25 protein-coding genes and 1 pseudogene are annotated in these 23034 nt (G+C 67.9%); 13 read left to right on the forward strand and 13 right to left on the reverse strand.

What is annotated here, in order from left to right:
• Window positions 1-104 precede the first annotated feature (104 nt).
• Window positions 105-278 carry a dihydrofolate reductase family protein gene (locus tag DCE93_RS14520; protein WP_168186158.1) on the forward strand — a complete coding sequence of 58 codons (174 nt, stop codon included), beginning with the start codon at window positions 105-107 and terminating at the stop codon, window positions 276-278.
• A gap of 23 nt (window positions 279-301) precedes the next feature.
• Here the strand turns inward: DCE93_RS14520 and DCE93_RS02805 are convergent, their stop codons facing one another.
• The 3 genes from DCE93_RS02805 to DCE93_RS02815 all read right to left on the reverse strand — a co-directional run bounded on the left by DCE93_RS02805 (window position 302) and on the right by DCE93_RS02815 (window position 1986).
• Window positions 302-1012 (reverse strand): hypothetical protein, encoded by a 711-nt coding sequence (locus tag DCE93_RS02805; protein WP_108594541.1) that lies wholly within the window; start codon window positions 1010-1012, stop codon window positions 302-304.
• Window positions 1013-1083: 71 nt separating this feature from the next.
• Window positions 1084-1494: a hypothetical protein gene (locus tag DCE93_RS02810; protein WP_108596552.1), complete on the reverse strand. Its 411-nt coding sequence runs from the start codon at window positions 1492-1494 to the stop codon at window positions 1084-1086.
• Window positions 1495-1590: 96 nt separating this feature from the next.
• A complete protein-coding gene (locus tag DCE93_RS02815; RefSeq protein WP_146184925.1) occupies window positions 1591-1986 on the reverse strand; it encodes a hypothetical protein in 396 nt (131 codons plus the stop codon).
• A gap of 249 nt (window positions 1987-2235) precedes the next feature.
• Here DCE93_RS02815 and DCE93_RS02820 point away from each other — a divergent pair.
• Window positions 2236-2672 (forward strand): annotated as a pseudogene (locus DCE93_RS02820) (VOC family protein).
• A gap of 120 nt (window positions 2673-2792) precedes the next feature.
• The gene (locus DCE93_RS02825; RefSeq protein ID WP_108594543.1) at window positions 2793-3593 is read left to right on the forward strand and encodes a bestrophin-like domain; all 801 of its coding nucleotides are present in this window, start codon (window positions 2793-2795) and stop codon (window positions 3591-3593) included.
• 93 nt (window positions 3594-3686) lie between these two features.
• On the opposite strand, the gene DCE93_RS02830 is transcribed toward DCE93_RS02825, so the two are convergent.
• From DCE93_RS02830 to DCE93_RS02845, 4 genes are all read right to left on the reverse strand, one after another.
• Window positions 3687-4082 carry an amino acid-binding protein gene (locus DCE93_RS02830; protein WP_108594544.1) on the reverse strand — a complete coding sequence of 132 codons (396 nt, stop codon included), beginning with the start codon at window positions 4080-4082 and terminating at the stop codon, window positions 3687-3689.
• Window positions 4083-4365: 283 nt separating this feature from the next.
• Entirely contained in the window at window positions 4366-6138 is a 1773-nt protein-coding gene (locus DCE93_RS02835; protein ID WP_108594545.1) for an ABC1 kinase family protein, read from the reverse strand.
• A gap of 5 nt (window positions 6139-6143) precedes the next feature.
• On the reverse strand, window positions 6144-6713 hold the full coding sequence (locus DCE93_RS02840) for a PadR family transcriptional regulator (RefSeq protein WP_205647462.1): 570 nt from the start codon (window positions 6711-6713) through the stop codon (window positions 6144-6146).
• Window positions 6714-6818: 105 nt separating this feature from the next.
• Window positions 6819-7724, reverse strand: coding sequence for an SDR family oxidoreductase (locus DCE93_RS02845; protein ID WP_108594546.1), 906 nt, complete (start codon window positions 7722-7724; stop codon window positions 6819-6821).
• 99 nt (window positions 7725-7823) lie between these two features.
• On the opposite strand from DCE93_RS02845, the gene DCE93_RS14400 reads away from it, so the two are divergent.
• Window positions 7824-8084 carry a hypothetical protein gene (locus DCE93_RS14400; protein ID WP_146184926.1) on the forward strand — a complete coding sequence of 87 codons (261 nt, stop codon included), beginning with the start codon at window positions 7824-7826 and terminating at the stop codon, window positions 8082-8084.
• Window positions 8085-8207: 123 nt separating this feature from the next.
• Entirely contained in the window at window positions 8208-9254 is a 1047-nt protein-coding gene (locus DCE93_RS02850; RefSeq protein WP_108594547.1) for a DUF4062 domain-containing protein, read from the forward strand.
• Between the two features lie 103 nt (window positions 9255-9357).
• Here DCE93_RS02850 and DCE93_RS02855 read toward each other — a convergent pair whose 3' ends face one another.
• Window positions 9358-9933, reverse strand: a complete 576-nt coding sequence (locus DCE93_RS02855) for a hypothetical protein (protein WP_146184927.1) — start codon at window positions 9931-9933, stop codon at window positions 9358-9360.
• A gap of 46 nt (window positions 9934-9979) precedes the next feature.
• On the reverse strand, window positions 9980-10972 hold the full coding sequence (locus tag DCE93_RS14405; protein WP_146184928.1) for a hypothetical protein: 993 nt from the start codon (window positions 10970-10972) through the stop codon (window positions 9980-9982).
• A gap of 211 nt (window positions 10973-11183) precedes the next feature.
• Between DCE93_RS14405 and DCE93_RS02870 the strand changes: the two genes are divergently transcribed.
• Window positions 11184-13790 carry an ATP-dependent Clp protease ATP-binding subunit gene (locus DCE93_RS02870; protein ID WP_108596554.1) on the forward strand — a complete coding sequence of 869 codons (2607 nt, stop codon included), beginning with the start codon at window positions 11184-11186 and terminating at the stop codon, window positions 13788-13790.
• Window positions 13791-13922: 132 nt separating this feature from the next.
• Here the strand turns inward: DCE93_RS02870 and DCE93_RS02875 are convergent, their stop codons facing one another.
• Window positions 13923-14537, reverse strand: a complete 615-nt coding sequence (locus tag DCE93_RS02875) for a TetR family transcriptional regulator (protein ID WP_108594551.1) — start codon at window positions 14535-14537, stop codon at window positions 13923-13925.
• Window positions 14538-14580: 43 nt separating this feature from the next.
• Between DCE93_RS02875 and DCE93_RS02880 the strand changes: the two genes are divergently transcribed.
• Window positions 14581-15525: an SDR family NAD(P)-dependent oxidoreductase gene (locus tag DCE93_RS02880; protein WP_108594552.1), complete on the forward strand. Its 945-nt coding sequence runs from the start codon at window positions 14581-14583 to the stop codon at window positions 15523-15525.
• 279 nt (window positions 15526-15804) lie between these two features.
• Window positions 15805-16869, forward strand: a complete 1065-nt coding sequence (locus DCE93_RS02885) for a hypothetical protein (protein WP_108594553.1) — start codon at window positions 15805-15807, stop codon at window positions 16867-16869.
• Window positions 16870-17089: 220 nt separating this feature from the next.
• Here DCE93_RS02885 and DCE93_RS02890 read toward each other — a convergent pair whose 3' ends face one another.
• Window positions 17090-17602, reverse strand: coding sequence for a hypothetical protein (locus DCE93_RS02890; protein ID WP_108594554.1), 513 nt, complete (start codon window positions 17600-17602; stop codon window positions 17090-17092).
• Window positions 17603-17611: 9 nt separating this feature from the next.
• Window positions 17612-18013, reverse strand: coding sequence for a nuclear transport factor 2 family protein (locus DCE93_RS02895; RefSeq protein WP_108594555.1), 402 nt, complete (start codon window positions 18011-18013; stop codon window positions 17612-17614).
• Window positions 18014-18179: 166 nt separating this feature from the next.
• Here DCE93_RS02895 and DCE93_RS02900 point away from each other — a divergent pair, with 166 nt between their 5' ends.
• The 4 genes from DCE93_RS02900 (at window position 18180) to DCE93_RS02915 (ending at window position 21646) form a co-directional block, all read left to right on the forward strand.
• Window positions 18180-19538, forward strand: coding sequence for a serine hydrolase domain-containing protein (locus tag DCE93_RS02900; RefSeq protein ID WP_108594556.1), 1359 nt, complete (start codon window positions 18180-18182; stop codon window positions 19536-19538).
• A 73-nt stretch (window positions 19539-19611) separates the two neighbouring features.
• The gene (locus DCE93_RS02905) at window positions 19612-20424 is read left to right on the forward strand and encodes a CPBP family intramembrane glutamic endopeptidase (RefSeq protein ID WP_108594557.1); all 813 of its coding nucleotides are present in this window, start codon (window positions 19612-19614) and stop codon (window positions 20422-20424) included.
• A 113-nt stretch (window positions 20425-20537) separates the two neighbouring features.
• Complete coding sequence (locus DCE93_RS02910; protein WP_108594558.1) at window positions 20538-20948, forward strand: DoxX family protein; 411 nt, start codon at window positions 20538-20540, stop codon at window positions 20946-20948.
• A gap of 20 nt (window positions 20949-20968) precedes the next feature.
• The gene (locus DCE93_RS02915; RefSeq protein ID WP_108596555.1) at window positions 20969-21646 is read left to right on the forward strand and encodes an NUDIX hydrolase; all 678 of its coding nucleotides are present in this window, start codon (window positions 20969-20971) and stop codon (window positions 21644-21646) included.
• 48 nt (window positions 21647-21694) lie between these two features.
• Here the strand turns inward: DCE93_RS02915 and DCE93_RS02920 are convergent, their stop codons facing one another.
• The gene (locus tag DCE93_RS02920; RefSeq protein WP_108594559.1) at window positions 21695-21985 is read right to left on the reverse strand and encodes a DUF4287 domain-containing protein; all 291 of its coding nucleotides are present in this window, start codon (window positions 21983-21985) and stop codon (window positions 21695-21697) included.
• A 159-nt stretch (window positions 21986-22144) separates the two neighbouring features.
• On the opposite strand from DCE93_RS02920, the gene DCE93_RS02925 reads away from it, so the two are divergent.
• Window positions 22145-23020, forward strand: a complete 876-nt coding sequence (locus DCE93_RS02925; RefSeq protein ID WP_108594560.1) for an LLM class flavin-dependent oxidoreductase — start codon at window positions 22145-22147, stop codon at window positions 23018-23020.
• Window positions 23021-23034: the final 14 nt, after the last annotated feature.

Here is a 23034-nt window from a genome sequence, read left to right on the forward strand (position 1 = left end):
CGCTCGACGCGGCATCCGCTCGCCGCCTCGCCCGTCGCACCAGGACGACCTCGTGGGCCGTGACATCCGGCGGTGATCGGAGCATGCCGGAGGGCATGGGAAAGGTGACGATCTCATTCGAAATGACGCTCGACGGGGTGTTCGACCAGATGGAGCACTGGTTCGACATCGAGGATCCGGAGCTGGTGCGCCACTCCGACGAACTCGTGTTCGGCGCCGACGCGGTGCTGCTCGGCCACAAGAGATATGAGTTCTTCCGCGAGTACTCGCCGGCGTAGCGGGGGGATTCGTCGCCCGCCAGTCACACGTGTCCGATGCCAAAGTTCCACGGCGCGAGGACCGCTCCTGACGACCCGTACGCCTCCCACGCATTCACCGCGACCGAATACGCGTTCTCGTACTCGTCGAAATTCTGCTCGCCGATCGGCTCACCCGTCTCGACGCGCACCTGGTCGTATCCGCTGCCGTACCAGGGTTCACCGAGCTCCGCCGCGAGCGCCTGTACATCACTGCCGGGTGCGAAGCCGGTGGAGGTCCTTACCGTGATGCCGTCGCCGACCACCGGAGCGGTGAACAGAATGCTCACGTTCATGTCGATCGGGCCCCACCCATTGCTCTCGTCGTGATCGTCCCACACTCGAACGCCATCGCCCCACCAGTACGCGGTGGCGGGCGGGCCTTCCATGCCGCCGGGTGACTCGGTCTGCCCAGGCTCGGCCGCGAACACGGTCGATAACGTGCCGACGAACGTCGCAGTGTCGGCGTCGTACGAGAGCGTCGAGACGACGGTGTCGGCGGCATCGCGGAACTCGAGATGCTCGGGGCGAACCACGATCTCGGCGACTCGGGTGAGCGGGTCGACCGGCGCCGGCTCCGCTGTCGGCGTCGGCGTCGGCGTCGCGACCGCTTCGGGCGACGGCGTGGCCACCGGTGGGCCGAATGTGCAACCTGACAGCGCGAGGGCCGCGGCGACCGACGCGATGATGGAGAAGCGGCGGGCAACAGTGTTCATGGGGCTCCTTTTCGGGTGGTGAGCGACGCTGGCTCGGTGCTCACTGAGCGGGGGGGGGGGGGGGGGGGGGGCTACGCGGTTCCGTCGCGCGGCCATGTGCGGTCGATGAGCAGCCGGATGCCGAGGCGCGAGACCATGAGCACGACGATCAGCAGGGTGACGGAGAAGAACCCGCCGAGCTGCACCGCATCGCCGAACACGAGGTCGGTGAGCCACAGGATGACGAACTTGCTGCCCGCGCCGAGCACGATCAACAGGGCGCCGTTCAGCATTTTGCCCGCCACCGTTCGTGAGGCGCGCACCTGATCGAGAATGCGCGTCTTGAGCATCGCGATGACCTCGAGAGCGAGCTTGAACAACACGGCGGTCGCCAGTGAGACGATGAACGATTCGGTGATGACGTTCGGCAGGAACTGGGTGAACAGCCCGAGCACGACGAGGTAGACGAACACATCGACGATGTCGACGGCACGAAGACGCACGCTCACTCCCTCGATCGACTGGCCCGATGCGCCGGGCTGCGGCTGCAACGGTGATCGCAGGCTACACCGGCCGACGACCCCGCGGCCGGGCGAGCCTCAATCAGACACGCGCGCGCTGACGACGCGCATGGCGTCGCCCTCGTCACGGACGACGCAGCGGAGAGCAGCGTAGTCGGCGTGTCCCGAATCATCGACGGAGGTCACGGAGCCGGACACGCGCAGGGCGCCGTCGGCTCCGGTGACCCGCAATGACTGGGCCACATCGACGTCGGCGTGGCCGCGCGATTCCAGGGTGGATTCGATTGCCGACCGGCACATGGACTCCACGGTCGCTGGTGGCTGCGCGCCGGCCGCCACGACGCCCGCGACCACGCCCGCGGCGCCGGCGAGCACGACGACCGGCACTGCGACGCGCGCCCACAGCGGCGTTCGCGCGAACCGACTCGGTTGCGTGGCGGGCACCTCGCGGGGCCCGCTGGTTTCAGATGTCATGGGCAGCACGGTACGTCGCCCGAGTCGGCGCGGCATCGGTGCGCGCACGGATCATCTGCCGGGGCCAGCGCTGGGAGCCACGATCTACAGCTGGTGCACAGGCCGGGCCACTGGAGTCCGCCGGGCGATCGCCATTCCGATCCGGGCCGCGGTCGCCGCGGCAACCTGCACTGAGCCGGTCGGGGTTCACCCGATACGACAAGAACGCCGCCGTCGCCGGAATCGGCCAGGCTCGGTAGCATGCCACGCATGGCCATCAAGCTCGAGAATGTCGGCATCGCCGTTCGAGACCTCGAAGCAGCGATCTCCTTCTTCACCGACCTCGGTCTCACGGTCATCGGCCGTGACACGGTCAGCGGTGAGTGGACCGACACTGCCGTCGGCCTCGATGGCCACCACGCCAACATCGCGATGCTCCAGACGCCAGACGGTCACGGTCGCCTCGAGCTCTTCGAGTACATCCACCCCGAAGCGATCGAGTCGGAGCCCACACGTCCCAACGAGATCGGCATGACCGCGTCGCCTTCTCGGTGGACGACATCGATGAAGCCCTCGAGGTCGTCGCGAGGCACGGATACCGTCCGCTTCGCGGCGTGGCGACCTATCAAGACGTCTACAAGCTCACGTACGTGCGCGGTCCGAGCGGCATCCTCGTGATGCTCGCCGAGGAGCTGAAGAAGAGCTGACGGCCGATCAGCTCGATTCGCCGACCGGATGGGGGATGGTGCGCGACCGCGCGCCATCCGTAGGCTGGGCGGCATCGACGGGCGAAGTCGCCCGTCCTCCACCGGGGTGGAGGGGCGAGCATGCTGGACTGGTTCTACGACACGAGCATCCTGATCACGCTGCCGGTGTTCGTCGGCGGGTTCGTGGTGGTCTCCTGCCTGATCGTGGTCGCACTCCGTCCGGTCGTGAACCGGCTCGTCGCCGATTCGAAGGAGTGGGACCGCGCCCTCGCGCACGTCATCGGCACGTTCGGCGTATTCTTCGGAATCCTGCTCGCGCTCGTCGCGGTGTCGGTCTATGAGAACTTCGCCTCAACGCGCGAGGCCACGATCGAGGAGGCGGGTCGTGTCGGAGCCCTCTATCGTGCGACCACCGGCCTGCCCGAGGATCTGGGCGACGAGATGCGGCAGGTACTCGACGCGTACATGCACTCGGTCATCGAGGTCGACTTTCCCGAACAAGCGTCGGGGAACCTCCCGGAAGCGAGCGACACCCAAGTCGACGAGTTCGAGCGGCTCCTGCACGCCGTCGAAGCCGAAACCCGTGGCGATCAGGCGGAGTTCGAGCAGGCGCTCGCCACATTCGATGCCTTCATCGAGTCGCGGCGAGCGCGGATCGACGCCACCGCCCTCGCCCTGCCGCCGCTCTTCTGGCTCGTCATCTGGGTCGGTGCCGCCGTCAACGCGGTGCTGATCGCGTTCATCAACGTGTCGAACCGGCGCCTGCACCTGCTCATGGCGGGCCTGCTCGCGGTGTTCATCGGCTTGGTCATCTTCGTCACGGCCGACACTGACCACCCCTTCGCCGGGGCGATCTCGGTCGGCCCGGGAGCGTACGAGCGGGTGCTCGAACAGCTCATCGACGCGCGCGACTCCGACTAGTGCGGCATGCGTTGCGGGCGGTGGACCCCTCTGACGGTCGCGCTCCCGATCGCCCGGGCAGTCGCACTGCTCGGGCATCCCTCTATCGGCTCGCTACATCATCGACTGCAGCAGCTGCGTGGCGCGCTGGTTGTCGTCGGTTGCGAGCACGACGCGGTTTCTTGAGGCCACGTAGACGAGCGTGATGTTGATCCCGGCGTCGGCGAGCGCGCGCGCCATCCCACCGAAGACACCCGGCGTGTCCAGGTCAGGATCGGGCAATGCGGGACTGACGATGACGTCGGTCTCGGCCTCGACCGGGATGCCGGCGCCCTCGAGCGCCGCCCTGGCGCCCGCGACATCCTCGACGAGGATGTGCACGGTGCCCGTTCTGCCATCCATGATCGCGCAGAGGCCCTCGATGTTGACACCCGCATCGCCGAGCGCCTCGCCGAGGCGAGCTCCCTCGCCGGGCTGGTTCTCGAGGGTGACCAAGAGTTCTTTCGCCATGACGGCACCTCCTTCTCGGATGCCTCAGGTCTACGCCCGCGCCCGCGGCGCGTCAACGCTCGGTGACTGGCCGCGCTGCCCCGCGGAGCTCATCAGTGGCAACGTCGTCCGCGAAATCGATATGCCAGTTCCGCCTCATCGGAGCCGTTCGAGCTCGCAATGAGGCGGAACTGGCATGTGCGCTTCGATCCGGCCCTCCGCGCACGACAGCTGGCGCCGTCAGCGGGTGCGCGGGTGCTGGGTCACGTGGCGAGTCTCGGGTGACCCTGCGACCCGGCTCCGGTCACCCCCGCCCGCGACGGCGGAAGATCCCGGCGAACAGCGCGTGCAGCAGCGGGATCACCGACACCGCGATCAGTGCGGCGCCCCACATCGGCTCGTCGACGCGAAGCAGGATGCCGCCGATGAAGAGGCCGACGAACAGCACCGCCGAGACGATCCGCCGGGTCGTGCGCTCGAGCCTCGCCACCCGCTGCTCGAGCCGCGGCGAGTTCGCGACGAGGCGCCCCTCCTCGATGCGGTCCGCGAGCGCGTCGAGGCGCTGCGGCAGCCGTGCAACCGTGCTTGCGACCGACAGCGCCTGCTGCCCGAGCGCCTGCACGAGGTTGCCGCGCTCGTCGCGCAGGAGTTGGCCGGCGTAGGGCTCGACGGCGTCCCACATGTTGAAGTCGGGGTCGAGCGAGCTGCAGAGGCCCGAGGTCAGCGACATCGAACGGATGACGAGCAGGAAGTTCTCGGGCAGCTGGAACGGCAGCGCCCGCATCACCTCGCCGAACTCGATCGCGAAGCTGCGCAGCTCGCGCTCGTCGATCTGCCGCACCTCGGCGAGGCCCATGCCTCCGAAGCGCGCGAACAGCTCGGTCATCGCTCGCTCGAGCTCTGCCGTATCGGCCGACGGCAGCAGGATGCCGACACCACGGATGCTGTCGACCAGCCGCTTGCCGTCACGCGCGGCGACGGCGAGGATGACCTGCTGCAGCCCGCGGCGCAGTCCGTCGGGCACCTCGCCCATCATGCCGAAGTCGATGAAGGTGAGCCGCCAGGCGGGGGAAGCGGTCGCCCGCGCGGCATCCGTCACGCCCGAGGTCGGCGACGCGGCATCCGTCACCTGCTCGACCGGCGTGACGAAGATGTTGCCGGGGTGCGGGTCGGCGTGGAAGAAGCCGTCGCGGAAGAGCTGGTCGAACATGACGGTCGCGAACTGCTTCGCGACCGCCTTCGGGTCGATGCCCGCCGCAACCAAGGACTCGCGGTCGTTGATCTTGATCGCGGTCACGTCGGCGAGCGTCAGCACTCGGCGCGTCGTGCGCTCCCAGACGACTTCGGGTGCGGCGACCCGCGGGTCGCCGGCGAAGCTCGCGGCGAACCGCTCGGCGTTGGCAGCTTCCTGCAGGTAGTCGATCTCTTCGAGGCTCGTGGCGGCGAACTCCTCGACGAGGGAGGGGACGTCCACGCGGCTCGAGACGAGTCTCACGCGGCTGAGCCATCCGGCGACGCGGCGCAGTGCTGCCAGGTCGACGTCGACGATCGTCTCGATGCCCGGTCGCTGCACCTTGACGACGGCCTCGTCGTATCCCATGTCGACGGCGTCGATCGGCGAGAGCCGGGCGCGGTGCGCTTGACCGAGGGATGCCGCGGCCAGCGGTGTCGGGTCGAACCACGCGTACGCGCGCTCGAGCGGAACGCCCAGCTCGGCCTCGGCGAGGCGTCGGATCGCGTCGAACGGCACGGGCGGCACTTCATCTTGGAGTCCGGCGAGCTCGTGTGTGAGCTCGGGCGGCAGCACGTCGAGTCGCGACGAGAGGTATTGGCCGACCTTGATCATGAGGCCGCCGAGGTCGACCGCGAGCACGTGGAAGCGCTGGGCGATGCGAGTCAGCCGCGCCGTTCGCCCGCGCGCCGCGACCTTCGCCAGGCCGATGCGAGGCAGCACGAGCTCGAACCACCAGGTCTGCACGATGTGTCGCACGGCGAACCGCAGTATGCGCCGGTAGCGGGCGCGCGTGTTGCCGACATCGGGCGTCGAGTCTTCTCGACGCCGACGTGCCGAGGGCACCGAAGTCAGTCCTGAGCGAGGATCGAGTAGAGACGACGACGCGCGTCGTCGAGCACCTCGACCGCCTGCTTGATCTGCTCGGGGGTGCCCGTGCGCCCGACCTGCGCCGCCGCCTGTGCGAGCTCGATGCCGGCCTTCGGGAGTGCCCCGCCCGAGCCGGAGTCGCGCGCGCCCGAGGTCTGCCACGGCGCAGGGCGATCAGCGGATGCCTCGGCCTCGGCCCGCCCCGCTTCCGTGAGCGAGTAGGTCTTGCGGCCGTTCGACTCCTCGGCGCTGATGAGCCCTTCGTCGGCGAGCAGCTGCAGCGTCGGATACACCGAGCCCGCGCTCGGCTTCCATGCCCCGCCGCTGCGCTCGGCGATCTCGCTGATGATCTGGTAGCCATGCATCGGCCGCTCGGCGAGGAGCGAGAGCACCGCCGCGCGCACGTCGCCCCGACCCATCCGCGGTGCGACCTTCTGCTCGAACATGCCGCGAAGCTGCTCCATGGCCTCCCACAGTCCCTGCGGCGCGCGGCCTTGCCCCCACCCGCCCGAGGGGCCGGTGAATCCGTCGCCCATGTACGAACCGTTCATGATGTCCTCCCTGAACCGGGCGCTCGCCCGGGGCTCGACGATATATCAACGATATATCGTTCGGCCGCTCTGGGGTAGACCTTCGATTCGCATCGGCTGCGCGATTCAGGCGTGTCTGCAGATGCGAAGGTCGCGCCAGCCGAACCCGCCCGGCTCGGGCAGGCTCTCGCGGATCTGCTCGGCCGTGAACATGCGCCGGGGGAGCAGGTCGTCGGGCACGGATGCCGCAGGCGGCGCGGCATCCGTCACGCCCTCGGCGAGCATGCGCACCTGGGCCTTCGCGACGAGCGGCACTTTCATGGTCCACTCGGTCACCTGGGCGAGCGCGTACTGCGCCCACACCGGCCACGGCACCACGACCACGCGGCGGCCGAGCACGGATGCCACGCGCCGCACGGCCTTCGACAGCATGAGTTGCTCGGCGCCGACGACGGCGACGGTCTCGCGCGGCATCCGCCCGTCGATCGCGGCTTCGAGGATGTCGGTGAGGTCGTCGATCGGGATGGGCCGGATGGGTTTCTCGCGGAAGCCGACGGTCGCGAACACCGGCAGGGTCTGCACGGTGTGGCTGAGGTGGTCGATGAGGTGGTCGCCGCGGCCGTAGATCATGCCGGCCTTGAGGATCGTGTAGTCGAGGCCCGAGCCGCGGATCAGCTCTTCGGCCGCCCATTTCGACTCGTGGTACGCCGACCCGCAGTCGGGCCGCGCCCGCAGGAAGCTCAGCATGATGACCTTGCGCACCCCGGCGCGCTTGGCCGCCTCGATCACGTTCGTGGTGCCCTCGATGTGCACCCGCTGGTAGGTCTGGTCGCCGATCTCGCGGTTGATGCCCGCGCAGTGCGCGACGACCTCGCACCCCTCGAACGCCCGCGTCAGCACGTCGGCATCACTGGTGTCGACGCCGGTGCGGCGAGAGATGACGACGGATGCCTCGGGCCCGAGCCGTTCGGCCAGGTGGCGTCCGACGAATCCGGTGCCGCCGGTGATCGCGGTGCGGGGGTGATGGGTCATGACTGAGACCGTAGTCTGCGTGTGCGGTCGCGCCGTGCTCGATCCGTGTCGGAGGCGCGAGTGAGACTTGAAAGCTCGGGTTCGTCCCCCGATCGAAGAATGTCTGAAAATGCTGAAGTACGAGATCAACAAGCAGTACGACTCGCGGTCCACGGTCAGGTCGTGGATGCCAATCAATACGGGCAGGAGGGCGAGTTCTTTGTTTCTTATGATGCGAACAACGAGAAGGTGCTCACGATCGCATCAGCGCTGGTCAGGTGGATCGACCTTGTCAAGGCGGCATTGCTCGGCGAACGACGAAGCCCTCGCGCCTTCTGGCCGGGGGTTTGTTCTGGATACCTGTCCTGTGCGAGTCGTTGAGGCCCGAAGCGCGGGCGCGCTTGGAGGCTTCGATCACGTTCGTGGTGCCCTCGATCTGCACGCGTTGGTGGGTCTGGTCGCGGATCGCAGCCTGAAGTTGATGCTCACGGATACAGTCGGTGTGTGGATCGCAAGTATCAAGTCTTCGTTAGCTCTACCTATGTTGATCTCGTTGACGAACGTCGCGAAGTGATCCAAGCGCTCCTCGAGATGGACTGCCTCCCCGCAGGGATGGAGATGTTTCCCGCCGCTGATGAAGATCAGTGGACGCTCATCAAGAAGGTCATCGACGACTGCGACTTCTATGTGGTGATCGTCGGCGGGCGCTACGGGTCTGTCTCCTCCGAGGGCATCAGCTACACCGAGATGGAGTACGACTATGCGGTGACCAGCAAGATACCGGTATTGGGATTCGTCCATGCGAATCCGAGCGACATCCCTGTGGGCAAGTCCGAGCTTGCACCTGACGCCCGAGTCAAGCTTGACGCCTTCCGAACCAAGGTCATGTCACGAATGGTCAAGCAGTATTCGTCTCCCACGGAACTCGGCTCCGTCGTGTCCCGCGGACTAAACAGGGCGATCAAGAACAGCGATCGACCGGGATGGGTTCGCGGCGACCAAGCGATGACGCCCGAGGTTCGCACCGAGATCGCGGAGTTGCAGGCAGCTGTAGCGGACGCAAAGAGAGCCCAGGCCGAGGAAGCCGCAGAGAACGTGCGACACTTCGAGTTGGACCTTGACTACGAGCATGGTCACGATGAAGTGACTATTGAGTTCCAGCTTGAAGGATACGAGTCCAACTTTAGACCGTATAGCGCTGCTGCCGAACTGACTTACACATGGGATGACGTGTTCGAGACGCTTGGACCCTTCATGATCGATGAAGCTCCGGAACAAAGCGTGCGTGATCGATGGGATTCGCACATGCTGAATGACACCCATCGACTTGAAGGCTGGCCCGTCCTCACCAGGGATAGTGCAACGACAACCGACAGCGCTTGGGGCGCAATCATCGTGCAGCTTCGCGCGCTCGGCGCCATCACACTTGGTGAGAAGAAGCGACCACCCTCCGACAAGTCGATCTATTGGAAGCTCACGCCCGCGGGCGACGATTATCTCGTCAAGCTGCGCGCCGTGCGCCGGACGGCAGGAGAGGCTGCCGGCGATTAACTCTCCGTGATGGCTGGCCAACGAGTGGATCGGTTGACAGCGTACGTTCGCTCCTCTGAGGGTCCCAAATCGACGTCTCCACTGCCTGGGCCGTTAAGGATGCCTAGGTGCGAGCAGGAGGTTCGGCCCGAATGATGTCAGCAGTCCGCACAGTATTGCGCGTTCGTGCGTGGTCCTCGTCTTCGCTGTCGACGATTCCGGCGAGGCCCGCAAGTAGACACGTCAGGCGGATCGCCGCGTGAGCGGTAATCAGAATGCACAACTCGAGTATCCACATTCCGGGCTCCGCGCCGAACGCCACGACAATCACCGCAGAGATCAGGGCTCCGAATGCTCCGGTGAACGAACTCAGCACAACCGAAATCCAGTTCGCACGCAGGCGCTGTGAGCCCTTTTGCCGCAAGAGTCGAAAGCGGTCGTTTTCGCTTCCGAGTCCGAAGACAACAACGACCCCCGCGAAGCCGCCGACCATTGCACTGACGCCCGCAACGCCGAGCGCGAGTGACGTGAGCGTGTCCTGCGCGTCACCGGCCTCTGTATTTGCCAACGCGGCGGCGACGTTCACCACCGGCCACCGTTGCGAGACAAGGAAATGGGCCACCACGGCAGCAAGGATGAGCAAGCTAACGAACAGTGGATAGTTGGCGAACAAACCGCCGACTCTCTTCAGTGCTTTCATTGCCCTCTCCCTCTGAAGAGAATGACGCTACGCCGGCCCAACGACATTAACTTCCATCGCCGTCGCCGCCCGCCCCCAGCAAGACCTTCGCAGTACCGACCGTGCCAGCGGCTTGCAATCCGATTGTCGGGCCACCCTTGCTAAAGTCTCGAATCGCGTCGCCCACCGCAGCCAGAATGGCCTCATCGGTTGCGCGCTGCCCTGACACAGTTTGGAACGTCACGTTTTTTGTGATGCGATCCCTGAAGATGCTCCGCACCTCGTCGCGCACGAGGCGGCCATCATCGTCCACGTCTGCGAGTTTGACCTTCGCATTCGAGCTGAACGTATTTCGGACCACCCACAAAGCGCCTTTCCGCAGCGCATCCCGGACTGACTCTGTTCCCCCGGAACGATCGAGAGACCATCTAAAGACCATCCGCGCCTCGTCGAGAGAATGGTGTTGAGCACTTCGGAACGCGTCGCCGACATCTCCGCCACCGGTGGATGGAACATGCACGCCAGCATCTACATGAACCTCAAGCATGACAGCGCCCTCGGCATTCATGATCTTCTGGAGAACGTCGGGATCGACCACCGGAACGAGTTCCAGGGAGTAGCCCTGCGGGACGAGGCCCAGCACGAGCGTGAGCCAGCGGGAGAGAGTCTCGGACCGAGTTCCCTGCACTGCAGGGCTCATCACTGCAACGCGGCCGTGAGTACCGAATGGGACGATGTAGGTAGGCTCAGAGACCCGATCGTCCGGATCGTCAAAGTCCAGGGGTTCGACGTCACCGTTGGCAACGTTTGACCGATTGAGTTGTTCTGCGAGGTCGCGAATTCGCTCGACCTGAAGGTGCGGAAGGGGCGGCTGCTTCGGAGAAACGGAACGCCCGAAATAGTCGACCTCAAAGACCCTGCCACTACGTGCTTTAAGGTCCCAGTTAGCGAAGACGTCAATGACGGTCGTCCAGAAATCTGGTTCCACGCTCTTGCGGGCGTCTTTGCTGTCGATGAGCACCGCGTCGTAGAAGCGTACGGTCTTGCTGATGATCGCCATAGGGTTTACCTCTCTTTGAGCGAGGCTCATGCTATTGCTCGCGGTGCTCGATTCTGTGTAGGCACAGTCGGTCGCCCAATGCGTGTCTTACCTTCCTGCGCACGCTCGCCCACCGCCCGGTCTCGCCGGGCCCGGCTGCGACAGGTGGGGAATACCCACGCCCCCTCTGCGTTGAACTTGAGCGTACCCCACTCAAGTTCCAGGAGGATTGGTGCCCGAAGACTTCAACCCCGAAGCCGGCGCGAGCTCGTTCGACGAGTTTCTCGCCCGCTATCTCGCGGGTGAGCAGGCGCGTCAGGCTCGGTCGATCGACCTCAGCCGGTTCCTGACCGCCCGCACACAAGGCATCCTGCGTCAAGCAGGACGCTTCGCGCTCGAGCGCGGCCAGACCGAGCTCGACGCCCTGCACATCCTGCGCGTGATCGTCGAAGACGAGAGCGTCAAGCAGGCGATCGCCCGCATCGGCGTCGCCCCCGAGCGGCTCATCACCGCGACCGAGGCGCGCCTGCCCGCGGCATCCGATGCTGCCGACATCAACGCGGCCACGATCACCCCGAGCGCCTCCCGTGCGCTGTTCCACAGCTACCAGGTCGCACGCTCGGCCGGCTCGACCTACATCGACCCTGAGCACCTCTTCTTCGCGCTCGTGCTGGGGCAAGACGCCCCCGCCGGCCAAGTGCTCGCGCGCGCCGGTGTCACCGCCGAGGCCCTCACGCAGAGCATTCGCGAGACGGTCGAGGCCGGCATGCCGGGTGCCGATGGCGACACGGATGCCTCGGGCATGACGGGCGCCGGGGCATCCGACACCCCCATGCTCGACAAGTTCGGCACCGACCTCACGCAGCTCGCCGCCGACGGCGAGCTCGACCCCGTGATCGGCCGTGCCGACGAGATCGAGCAGACCATCGAGATCCTCAGCCGCCGCACGAAGAACAACCCGGTGCTGATCGGCGAGGCCGGCGTCGGCAAGACGGCGATCGTCGAGGGCCTCGCCCGCGCGATCGTCGAGGAGTCGGTGCCCGAGGCCCTGCTCGACAAGCGCGTCATCTCGCTCGACCTGCCCGGCATGCTCGCGGGCACCCGCTATCGCGGCGACTTCGAGGAGCGCCTCACCAAGACCATGGAGGAGATCGCCGCACACAAGGGCGAGCTCATCATCTTCATCGATGAGATCCACACCGTGGTCGGTGCCGGCGGCTCGGGCGACGGCGGCACCGACGCGGGCAACATCTTGAAGCCGCGCCTCGCGCGCGGCGAGCTGCACCTCGTGGGCGCGACCACACTCAAGGAGTACCGCGTCATCGAGAAGGATCCGGCCCTCGAGCGCCGGTTCCAGCCGGTGCGCGTGGGGGAGCCCTCCATCGAAGACGCCGTGCTGATTCTGCACGGGCTGAAGCCGGCCTACGAGGAGCACCACGGCGTGCAGTACACGGATGCCGCGCTGCGCGCCTCCGTCGAGCTGAGCGCCCGCTACCTCACCGACCGGGTGCTGCCCGACAAGGCCATCGATCTCATCGACCAGGCAGGCGCGCGTCTGCGCCTGAAGCTCGGCATGAAGACGGATGTCTCCGCGCTCATCGCGCGACTCGCCGACCTCGAAGCCGACAAGAACGCCGCCGTGAGCGCCGAGCACTACGAGGAGGCGTCGCGCATTCGCGACGAGATCTCGAAGGTGCAGGCTCGTCTGCATGCGGCCACCGCGAAGGGGCGCGCCGCGGCATCCGCTGGGCTCGGCTCTGACGGTGCCGAGCGTTCGACCGTGATCGACGAGGCCGAGATCGCCGCGGTGATCTCGCGGGCCACCGGCATTCCGGTGAACCGCCTCACCGAGAGCGAGCGCGAGCGCCTCGGCGACCTCGAGGGCGAGCTGCACGCGCGCGTCATCGGCCAAGACGACGCGGTCACCGCGGTCGCCAAGGCCGTGCGCCGCAGCCGCACCGGCATGGGCGACTCCAAGCGCCCGGTCGGGTCGTTCCTGTTCCTCGGGCCGACGGGAGTCGGCAAGACCGAGCTGGCGCGTGCGCTGGCGTCGTCGCTCTTCGACGACGAGCAGGCGATTGTGCGCTTCGACATGAGTGAGTTCGGCGAGCGGCACACGGTGTCGCGACTCGTCGGCGCCCCTCCCGGCTATGTCGGGTACGACGAGGCCGGGCAGCTCACCGAGCGCGTGCGGCGCAACCCGTACTCGATCGTGCTCTTCGACGAGATCGAGAAGGCGCACCCCGACGTGTTCAACCTGCTGCTGCAGGTGCTCGACGACGGACGCCTGACCGACGGCCAGGGTCGCACGGTCGACTTCCGCAACACGGTGATCGTGATGACCTCGAACCTCGGTTCGGAGTTCCTCGCGTCTCGCTCGGGTGCGCTCGGCTTCGTCGCGGGCTCTGATGCGTCGGGCTTCTCGTCGGCCGATGACGTGCGCAACCGCGTCATGGGCAAGGTGCGCGAGGCCATGCGCCCCGAGTTCCTGAACCGCATCGACGAGATCGTGCTGTTCCAGAAGCTCGACGAGCCGCAGCTCGCGCAGATCGTGCGCCTCATGCTCGGTGCGACCGCGAAGCGGCTCGCCTCACGCGAGGTCGCCTTCGAGGTGACGGATGCCGCGGTGACGCTCTTGGCCGAACGCGGCTACGAGCCCGAGTACGGTGCCCGCCCGCTGCGCCGCGTCATCCAGCGCGAGATCGACGACCGCATCAGCGACCTGTTCGTGAGCGGCGAGCTCGGCGACGGCGAGGGCGTGAAGGCGGATGCCGCGGACGGCGAGTTCGTCGTGGCATCCGTGCCCCGCGCGACCGTCTCGCTGCCAGTCGCGGCGTAACCGCCTCGCAGCGTCGCATGTAACCGTGCGAAGCAGCGGCCGTAACCGGTCGAACCACGAACGCCCGGCCCTCTCGAGGGTCGGGCGTTCGTCGTTCCGAGATGCGTTTCTGATCGGGAAGCGCGGCATCCTCTACGTCGCCCGGCGCACACCGTGCTCGAGCAGCTCGAGAGCTGATTCGAGGTGCGCGCCGAGGTCGCCGCCCTGCGTGAGCCATGCGCGGTACCCGGCCGCGAATGTCGCGAAGGCCACCCCGGCCCACCACTGGGCCTGCAGGTAGTCGACGTTGACGCCGAATCGAACCGCCAGGCGCTCGGCCACGAGTTCTTCCATTCCGGCGCGCTTGGCGAGGTCACGATCTCGCAGTGCCGGAGTCTCGCTGATCAGCCGTTCGCGGATCACCAGTTCGGCGTGCTGGTCGCCGAGGCGCTTCGCGACTGCCGCGAGCACGACCCGGATGACGACGACCGGGTCGGCGTCGACTGCCGTCTGGTCGAGCGCCGTGATCATGGTCTCGCGCAGCTCGTCGTCGCCGGCGAACAGCAGCTCGACCTTGTCGGGAAAGTAGCGATGGAACGTTCGTGGGGCCACGTCGGCCTCGGCGGCGATCTCCGCCACGGTGACGGCCGCAAAGCCGCGGGCGGCAAACAGACGCATTCCCGCGGCGAGCAAGGCGTCACGCGTCTGGGCCTTCTTCCGCTCGCGAAGCGATTCCGTGCGCCGGTGCGGGGGCGGTGGTTGATCCATTCAGACATTGTGGCACATCGCGACTTGTGGCAGAGTGTGCCACATGACACAGAGAGACAGAATTGTAATCGTCACCGGCGCAACGAGCGGTCTCGGCCTCCATCTGGCGCAACGCCTCGCCGGCAGGCCCGGGTACTCGGTGATCCTCACCAGCCGTTCAGCTGCCGGTGCGGATGCCGCGGCGCGCCCCATCGGCGCACGAGGCCTGCCGCTCGATCTCGGGTCGCTGGCGTCGGTGCGGGCATTCGCGGCCGAGATCGCAGCGCTCACCGACGGCCAGCCCGTGTACGCGGTGGTCTGCAACGCCGCCATACAGGTCGTGCAGGAGCGAACCACCACCGTCGACGGCTTCGAGACCACCATTGGCGTGAACCACATCGGCAACGTCGCGCTCATCGAGGCGCTGCTGAGCACCACTGGCGCCCCCGAGCGGCTCGTGCTCGTGGCATCCGGAGTGCACGACCCCGACCAGGCGACGGGCATGCCGCATCCTCTCGAAGATGCCACGGTCCGCGAACTCGCGTACCCGGGTGCGCGGCATCCGTCTGACGAATCGCTGCAGCGCGAAGGGCGCCGCCGATATGCCACCTCGAAGCTCCTGAACGTGCGCACCGCGATCGAACTCTCGCGTCGGCTGGCCGGTGCGACGGTCGTCAGCTCGTTCGATCCCGGGCTGATGCCGGGCACCGGCCTCGCTCGGGATGCCTCGTCGTGGCAGCGCGCACTCTGGGCGACGGTGTTCCGCCTGCTGGTCGTGATTCCGGGAGTGCAGAGTCCGCGGCGGTCGGCGGGCCAGCTCGAGCACCTGGTGACGGATGCCGCGACGGTACCCTCCGGCACGTACGTCGCGCGAGGTCGGCCTCGGCTGCCGTCGGTGGCGGCCCGCGACGTCGAGGCTCAGCGGGCGCTCTACGCCGACACGCTCGCGCTGATCGCCGAGGCGGAGGCGTCGGGCGCTCGCGGTGCATCCGTGACGAAAGCGGGGTAACCCGCGCTCTGGCGAGACTGGCGCCTTCAACCCGCTGTTGCAGGTGGTCGACGACGGACGCCGCATCGACGAGATCGTGCTGTTCAAGAAGCTCGGTGACGGATGCCTCGTAGCCGCGCTCCTCGCGGAGCGCGGCTCTGAGCCCGACGCTCGCGCGTCACCCCGATTTCACTTGAGAGCGGGAGGGATCGAGCCGGTGGTTCCTTCGCCTTGCGTTTGCTACGTTCTTGCCATGATCATCGCCCGCGGGTCCGAACCTCGTTCCGCTGTGGACCCTTCGTGACGGGAGTTGTCTCGCGTCTCGCGGCGATCGTGCGAGGAGTCACGAACCGGCGAGCGGCCCTGCTCGGTGCCATCGCGCTGGTCATGCTCGTGCTCGGCATCGCGGCATCCGTCGCAGTCTCGCTCGGCGTTCAGGAAGAGCACCGCCGGCAGCTTCTCGCAGAAGTCACGACGTCGGTCTCCGCACTCGAAACGAAGGTGGCGTCTCTCAGCGCGGCTGGTGCGCAGCATGAAGCAGATGTTTCGGCAGCCGCCGAGCTGGCGGCCGAGCTGTCCGCCACGTTGGAGCTGCCGCCGCAGCGATTCGACCCCTCCGCAAGGACGAAGGTCGAACGAGCACTCGCACAGCTCGCGAACGCGTCGTTGCCACTGCCCGCACCGAAGGAGAAGGTCGTCATGGTGCGCGATGAGGCTACTCTCGACGAGTTGCGCTCGGCCGAGAAGGCCCTGATCGACGCGATCGGCGATCTCGACGACAGAGCCGATGAACTCGAATCGCGCCGGACGGAGCTCGCCGACGCGATGGATCAGGCTCGATCCGCAGCGAAGACGCTCGTCGACGGCGTGATCGGCGGCACCGAGAGCCTTCTGGCGGCGAACGCCGCAGCATCCGTCGAATCGTCGGATCGAGTCCGTACGATCGTGGCTGTTCTCGGCGTCGCATGGGCCGCAGACGGCCTTCGTGAATGGATCGACGCGATCGCCGCCCTCGAAGCATCGTCGGCAGAGGCCGCTGCCCGACTCGCCCCGGAGGATCTCGGCGGTGACGAGGGCGTGCCGACCGCGAGGACGTCGGCCCCTGGGTGGGCGCCGACCTGGTCGACGCCCACAGTTCCGCCGTTGAGCAGTCCGCCGCCGTCGGCGTCGCCGTCGCCCGTCGACTTCTGGCCCCTCATCTGGAACGAGCATTGGCGACCATATGCGGAGTGCGCAGGGATCATGGGTCTCGTGAAGACGTTCCCCATGAACGACTTCGGCAACGGACTCGACTCGGGCATGTCGACCCCGTGGACCTACGACATGGGCGGGGACGGCGTCCACATCTACTCGTGCGGCTCCTGACGTCTTCTCGACTGCTTCGTGAGCGGTGAGCTCGGCGACGGCGAGGGCGTGAAGGTGGATGCCGCGGACGGCGAGTTCGTCGTGGCATCCGTGCCCCGCGCGACGGTGACGCTGCCGGTCGCGGCGTAACCGCCTCGCAGCGTCGCACGTAACCGTGTGAAGCAGCGGCCGTATCCGGTCGAACCACGAACGCCCGGCCCTCTCGAGGGCCGGGCGTTCGTCATTCCGGCGGTGGGGTGTCGAGGGGCACGAACCTCTGCTCGGTGCCAGGGATCACGGCGTACCACCCGCCCGTCTCACCCGATTCCCGGTGCTCCGCGGCCCGCCGCTCCAGATCGGCCCTCTCCGCCCTGGCCGCTTCGGCCCATGCGGCGAACACCGCTGCCGCCGCGGGATTCGTCGGCGGTTCGGTGGAGCGGTAGCTCGCCGTGCGCGGCCCGAACCCGACGTCGAACTCGACCTCGAATGCCGAGCCGAGCTCATCGCCGAGCCGGTGCGCGAGTTCCCGGCGCTCGCGGTCGACTCGGGCGGGCAGCTCGGGCGACCGCCACTGGAAGTCGCTGTCGAGGCCGTCTTCGAAGAGTTGGCCCCATGCCCGGAGGCCGGCGATCAGTGCGGGGCTCAGCCCGCTCTCCTCGTACGCGACCGGGTAGGGAAACCAGAGCACCGTCGTGGTGTAGTCGTAGAAGAGGCGAATGATCTCCTCCTCGTAGCGGGCGTAGTCGGGGCGCATGGCCCGATCCTACGAGCCCGCGACCTTGTCGGCGTGGCGGTGCACGATGCGCCACCCGTCGCGCTCGCGGCGGTACACCTGGGTGGCGCGCAACGTGAAGGTGCGGGGCTCCCCGTCGATCGAGGCCGAGACGCGCTCGTAGCCCACGGTATAGGCCATCTCGCCGAGCACGTTGAAGGCGATCAGGTCGAACGCGTAGTCGGCGCAGTCCGAGAAACTCGTCGAGAGCACCTCGAACGCCTCGACGAGTTCGGCGCGATTTGCGGCGTTGCGCCACGCGCCGAGCACGCTGACCGGCTCGTCTTGCGACCAGATCGCGCGGCGCGGGCCGTCGTCGCCGTTGAACATGGCGCGCTCGGCCCGCACGAACTCGCTCTGCAGCCACACCAGGAATTCCTCGCGCTCGCTCATGGTCTCAGGATGCTCCGGTCGGCGGGCGTGCACAATCACGAGGCGGGGTGGCGCTCGCCGTTCGGGTACCGAAGTACCGGGCGTTTCCGCAGAGACCGCACGGTGCCGGCACGTGAAAACCGAATGCGATTCGGCCGCGAGCGCGGGCACTTGCTAGCATCCGCTCGTGCACATCCTCCGCCGGGTGATCGTCATCGTCGCCGTCACCGCCCTCGTTCTCATCGCCGCATTCACCGGCGTCTACCTCTGGCAGCAGCCGATCCTGCTGACCGGCACCGGGTACGCCGCGCACAACGCGTGCGCCGTGACCGAGGTCGCCGGCCGCGACGACCCCGCCACCGACCTGCCGCCGAATCCGCTCGTGCCCTACCTGCAGGTCGACACCGACGCGGATGCCGGCACCACCACGGCGTCGATCGTCGGCGCGCTCGCGCACCAGACCGCCTGGTATGCCGAGGGCTTCGGCTGCACGCTCGCCGGCCAGCGACCCGAGCTCGGCGAGGCCACCGCCATCGACGCCGAGGGCAACCCGTTCACCGACGCGGCGGCGGCCGCCGCGACACCCGAGGCCGACGCGGCACTCGAGCAGGCGCTGAGCCGTGCGTTCGGCGACGAGCTCGCGGCATCCGGTGCCGACGCGCTCGGCACCCGCGCGGTCGTCGTCGTGAAGAACGGCGAGCTCGTCGCCGAGCGCTACGCCGACGGGTTCGACGCTTCGACGCCGCAGCTCGGCTGGTCGATGGCGAAGAGCGTCACCGGACTGATGACCGGCGTGCTCGTGAAGCAGGGCGTCGTCTCGCTCGACGACGACCACCTGCGACCCGAGTGGACCGACGAGCGCGCCGACATCACCGTCGAAGACCTGCTGCGCATGCAGAGCGGCCTCGAGTGGGATGAGACCTACGACCTCGGCACGCCGATCACCCGCATGCTCTACCTCGAGCCCGACATGGGCGCCTACGTCGCGAGCCTGCCCCTCGAGCACGAGCCGGGCACGTTCCAGGAGTATTCGAGCGGCAGCACGACCCTGCTCTGCTCGGTGCTGACCGAACGCACCGGCCTCGGCGCCGACCTGCCCCGACAGACGATCCTCGGCCCGCTCGGCCTCGCATCCGCCGTCTTCGAACCGGATGCCGCGGGCACGCCGGTCTGCTCGTCGTACGTGTGGGCGACCCCACGCGACTGGGCCGCGCTCGGGCAGTTCGCCCTGCAGAACGGCGAATGGAACGGCGAACAACTGCTGCCCGACGACTGGATGGAGCGGAGCCTCACCAATGTCGAGCACGAGGAGACCGACGACCCCGGGTACGCGATGGGCTTCCGCACCAATGTGCTTCCCGATGGCGGGCTGCGCTGGCCCGAGCTGCCCGAGGACACCTTCCACATGAGCGGGCACGACGGTCAGAAGGTCATCATGGTGCCGTCGGAGAACCTCGTCGTCGTGCGCATGGGCTTCACCCCTGCCGTCGACGACGAGGCCTCCGAGGTGCAGCTGGTCGCCGACGCGATCGCCGCGCTCGGCTGAGGCGACGCCATCCGTTCTGAAAGAATGTCGTGGCACGCCGTGCTGGCGTGCGAATTCTTCAGGGGAGCAAGAAATGACCGCCGACGCCACCGCAACGCCAGACCAGATCCGCCCGCTCGCCGAGCATGACCGCTTCGGGCGCTTCATCGAGCGCCGCGACGGCGCCGACTTCCCGTTCTACAACGGGGTGCCGGTCGAGCTCTCGGTCGCCAAGTGGGTGCTCGTCTGGGTGTCGGTCGCGGCCGGCTTTCTCGCCCTGATCTTCATCCCGCAGCCGAACGACTTCGTCGCGATCCTGCCGCGAGCCCTGTTCGTCGCCATCCCGCTGGCCGTGCTGGCCGTCGTGGCGGGTCGCCACTGGACGGCGATCTTCCGCCGGGTGCGGCTCGTCGACGTCGGCAACATGTTCTTCTTCGCGGCCCTCAACATCGCGCTGACCTTCGTCATCGGCGCGATCGTCTCGATGTTCTTCCCGATGGCGGCCAACGACACCATCGCGGCCGCCGGAGCGGCCGGGCCGGCCGACACGATCGCCCTCTACGTGGGCAGCGGCATCCAGCTCATCGGCGAAGAGGTGTTCGTCGTGTTGCCGTTCCTGGCCCTCATGTACTTCCTCTTCGCGAAGGCCGGGGTCTCCCGCAAGACGGCGATCATCCTCGCGTGGATCATTTCGTCGCTCTGGTTCGGTGCCGCGCACCTGCCCACCTACGACTGGAACTGGGTGCAGGCGATCGTCGTCATCGGCTCGGCGCGCATCGCGCTCACGCTTGCGTTCATCCGCACGAAGAACCTCTGGGTCTCGGCCGGTGCGCACATCATCAACGACTGGGTGTTCATCACGATCGCGGTGATCGCCGCGGGTGCGGCTGCGTCTGCGGCCGGCTGAGCGGTCGCACCAGCCTTCGGCGGTCGTCGCCCTGGGCGACGATGACGCGCGCACCTGCGGCGATGTCCGCGCGACCACGTAGGGTTGGCGTACCCACGGCTTCGGAGGTTGACATGACACGCAGCGGCGTTCCGCTGAGCACCGTACCGCGCACGATCGGCCGGTTCGCGCTCGCCGCGGCCCTCGTCTTCGCCGGGGTGAGCCACCTGTTCTGGGCGCGCAAGGAGTTCCGCGCCCAAGTGCCGTCATGGGTGCCGATGGATGCCGATGCCGTCGTCGTGGCATCCGGTGCCGTCGAGATCGCACTCGGCGGTGCGCTTGTCGCCCTGCCGCGCGAGCGTCGCCGCATCGGCTGGATCGTGGCGGCGTTCTTCACCGCCGTGTTCCCCGGCAACATCGCGCAGTTCACCGAGAAGCGCCCGGCGTTCGGCCTCGATTCCGATCGTGCACGAGGCGTCCGGCTGTTGTTCCAGCCGGTGCTCGTGGCGCTCGCGCTCTGGTCGACCTCCGAGCCCCGGCGCTGACGCCTCGCACTGGAGCACCCCTGAACGCCGTCATCGATGCTCGCGCCGAGCTCATCGGCCTCTGCGAGCGGGGCCTGAAGTGGTATCCCGAGACACCGGCGGGCCGAGTGGATGCATCGGCCGGGCGTCCGGCGGCGGTGCTCGTGCTGTTCGGCGTGCTCGACGCGGTGCCGGCCCGGAGCGGTGGCGCCGTGCCCCGGGATCTCGACGTGCTGCTGCTGCGCCGCGCGGCGACGCTCAGCAGCCACGCGGGGCAGATCGCCTTTCCGGGCGGGCGGCTCGAGGCATCCGATGACGGCCCGATCGCAGCAGCGATCCGCGAAGCCCGCGAGGAGACCGGCGTCGACCCCGCGGGCGTCGAGCCGCTCGGCACGCTGCCGCCGATGCCGGTGCCCGTGAGCAACCACCTCGTCACCCCGGTGCCGGCGTGGTGGACGCGCCCCTCAGAGGTGGCGGCCGTCGACCATGACGAGTCCGTCGACGTGTTCCGCGTGCCCGTGGGCGAGATGCTCGACCCCGCGAACCGGGCGAACACGCAGCACACCTTCGGCGGCGGCACCTACCGTTCGCCGGCGTTCATCGTCGGTGACCGTCTGGTGTGGGGATTCACCGCGCTCGTGCTCGCCCGCATGTTCGACGAGCTCGGGTGGGCCGAGCCGTGGAACCCCGAGCGCATCGTCGAACCCGACGACCTGTAGGCCGTGACGACCGGTAGGTCGTGACGACCGGTACCGGGTGCGCCGAGGCTAGCCATTCGGGTTCGTCGCCGCGCCGTCGAGCCAGAGCGTGTCGGTGGCGTCGCGGTGCACCCCGTCGGTGCCGACGTGCTTCGTGCTGATCTGGGGGCCCTTGGTGATGACGTGCACGAGCGCCATCGCGTGCCCCTGGCCGAGGCCGTACTCCTCTTTCAGCCACGCCACGATGGGCGTCGCCTTCGTGCCCTCGCCGAATCCCTTTTCGTGCGCCAGATCGACGAGCTGCCGGGGCGTGAGCCCGGTCTTCTTCTCGATGGTGTCGAGGTAAGCCTGAAACGACATGCGGTTCCCTTCGGGGCGGGGATGCCCCGTGGCATCCCGGTTCGACCAAACTCACGTGCGCGGCCAGCGTATCGATGCGGTACGACACGCCTGCCGGTGCTCGTCCTCGTACATCAGCATCCGCTCGCCGTCGACGGTGGGTGCTGCGAGAGTGGTGGCATGCCACGAATCGGAGCGATCTTCCAGCCCGCGTTCCCGCCCGAGCGGCTGCGGTCGGCCGTCGAGGCCGCCGAAGCCGGGGGAGTGCCCGAGCTGTGGCTCTGGGAGGACTGCTTTCAGGAGTCGGCGTTCGCGACGGCGGCCGCAGCGCTCGCCTGGTCGGAGCGCCTGCGCGTCGGCATCGGTGTCAGCCCCATGCCGCTTCGCAACGTCGCCGTCATCGCCATGGAGATCGCGACCATCGAGCGCATGTTCCCCGGCCGCCTGCTGCCGGGTGTCGGGCATGGGGTGCAGCGGTGGATGGCGCAGACGGGCAGCCGCGTCGCGTCACCGCTCACGCTCATGCGCGAGTATGCGCCGGCGCTCCGGCAGCTGCTCGCCGGCGACGAGGTCACGACGAGCGGCCGATACGTCACGCTCGACCGGGTGCGCCTCGACTGGCCGCCGGCCGTTGCGCCGCTCGTGTACGCAGCCGGTGAGGGGCCGAAGACCCTGAAGCTCACGGGCGAGGTCGCCGACGGCACCGTGCTGACGGGCGGCACCACGGTCGACCGTGCCGCAGAGGCCGTGGCGGCGATCGCCGCAGGGCGCACTGCCGCCGGGCGTGAGGGGCGCAACGAAGTCGTCGTCTACCTGCTGGCCGCGTTCGGGGGCGGCGACGCCGACGCCCGCGCGAAGGCCGAACTCACCCGATGGAACATGCCCGAAGACCAGCGCCTCGCCGCCGTCGGCGATGCGTCCGACGTCACCGAGCTCGCCGCACGGTTCTTCGACGTGGGCGTCGACGCCGTCGTGCTGCAACCGACCTCCGACGAGCCCGATCTCGAAGGATTCATGCGGCACGTCGGCGAGGTCGCGCGGCTCGTCGCGGGGTAGCCCGCCTTCGCCGG

This window comes from Agromyces badenianii, from assembly GCF_003070885.1.
GTDB classification, from domain to species: Bacteria; Actinomycetota; Actinomycetes; order Actinomycetales; family Microbacteriaceae; genus Agromyces; species Agromyces badenianii.

Excerpts from the sequence above, each read along its gene's own strand:
- DCE93_RS02855 (WP_146184927.1), bottom strand. The coding sequence starts at position 9,933 with ATGAAAGCACTGAAGAGAGTCGGCGGTTTGTTCGCCAACTATCCACTG.
- DCE93_RS02925 (WP_108594560.1), top strand. The coding sequence starts at position 22,145 with ATGCCACGAATCGGAGCGATCTTCCAGCCCGCGTTCCCGCCCGAGCGG.
- DCE93_RS02890 (WP_108594554.1), bottom strand. The coding sequence starts at position 17,602 with ATGCGCCCCGACTACGCCCGCTACGAGGAGGAGATCATTCGCCTCTTC.
- DCE93_RS02840 (WP_205647462.1), bottom strand. The coding sequence starts at position 6,713 with ATGAACGGTTCGTACATGGGCGACGGATTCACCGGCCCCTCGGGCGGG.
- DCE93_RS02920 (WP_108594559.1), bottom strand. The coding sequence starts at position 21,985 with ATGTCGTTTCAGGCTTACCTCGACACCATCGAGAAGAAGACCGGGCTC.
- DCE93_RS14405 (WP_146184928.1), bottom strand. The coding sequence starts at position 10,972 with ATGGCGATCATCAGCAAGACCGTACGCTTCTACGACGCGGTGCTCATC.
- DCE93_RS02830 (WP_108594544.1), bottom strand. The coding sequence starts at position 4,082 with ATGGCGAAAGAACTCTTGGTCACCCTCGAGAACCAGCCCGGCGAGGGA.
- DCE93_RS02825 (WP_108594543.1), top strand. The coding sequence starts at position 2,793 with ATGCTGGACTGGTTCTACGACACGAGCATCCTGATCACGCTGCCGGTG.
- DCE93_RS02805 (WP_108594541.1), bottom strand. The coding sequence starts at position 1,012 with ATGAACACTGTTGCCCGCCGCTTCTCCATCATCGCGTCGGTCGCCGCG.
- DCE93_RS02895 (WP_108594555.1), bottom strand. The coding sequence starts at position 18,013 with ATGAGCGAGCGCGAGGAATTCCTGGTGTGGCTGCAGAGCGAGTTCGTG.
- DCE93_RS02875 (WP_108594551.1), bottom strand. The coding sequence starts at position 14,537 with ATGGATCAACCACCGCCCCCGCACCGGCGCACGGAATCGCTTCGCGAG.
- DCE93_RS02845 (WP_108594546.1), bottom strand. The coding sequence starts at position 7,724 with ATGACCCATCACCCCCGCACCGCGATCACCGGCGGCACCGGATTCGTC.
- DCE93_RS02905 (WP_108594557.1), top strand. The coding sequence starts at position 19,612 with ATGACCGCCGACGCCACCGCAACGCCAGACCAGATCCGCCCGCTCGCC.
- DCE93_RS02815 (WP_146184925.1), bottom strand. The coding sequence starts at position 1,986 with ATGACATCTGAAACCAGCGGGCCCCGCGAGGTGCCCGCCACGCAACCG.
- DCE93_RS02910 (WP_108594558.1), top strand. The coding sequence starts at position 20,538 with ATGACACGCAGCGGCGTTCCGCTGAGCACCGTACCGCGCACGATCGGC.
- DCE93_RS14400 (WP_146184926.1), top strand. The coding sequence starts at position 7,824 with ATGTCTGAAAATGCTGAAGTACGAGATCAACAAGCAGTACGACTCGCG.
- DCE93_RS02880 (WP_108594552.1), top strand. The coding sequence starts at position 14,581 with ATGACACAGAGAGACAGAATTGTAATCGTCACCGGCGCAACGAGCGGT.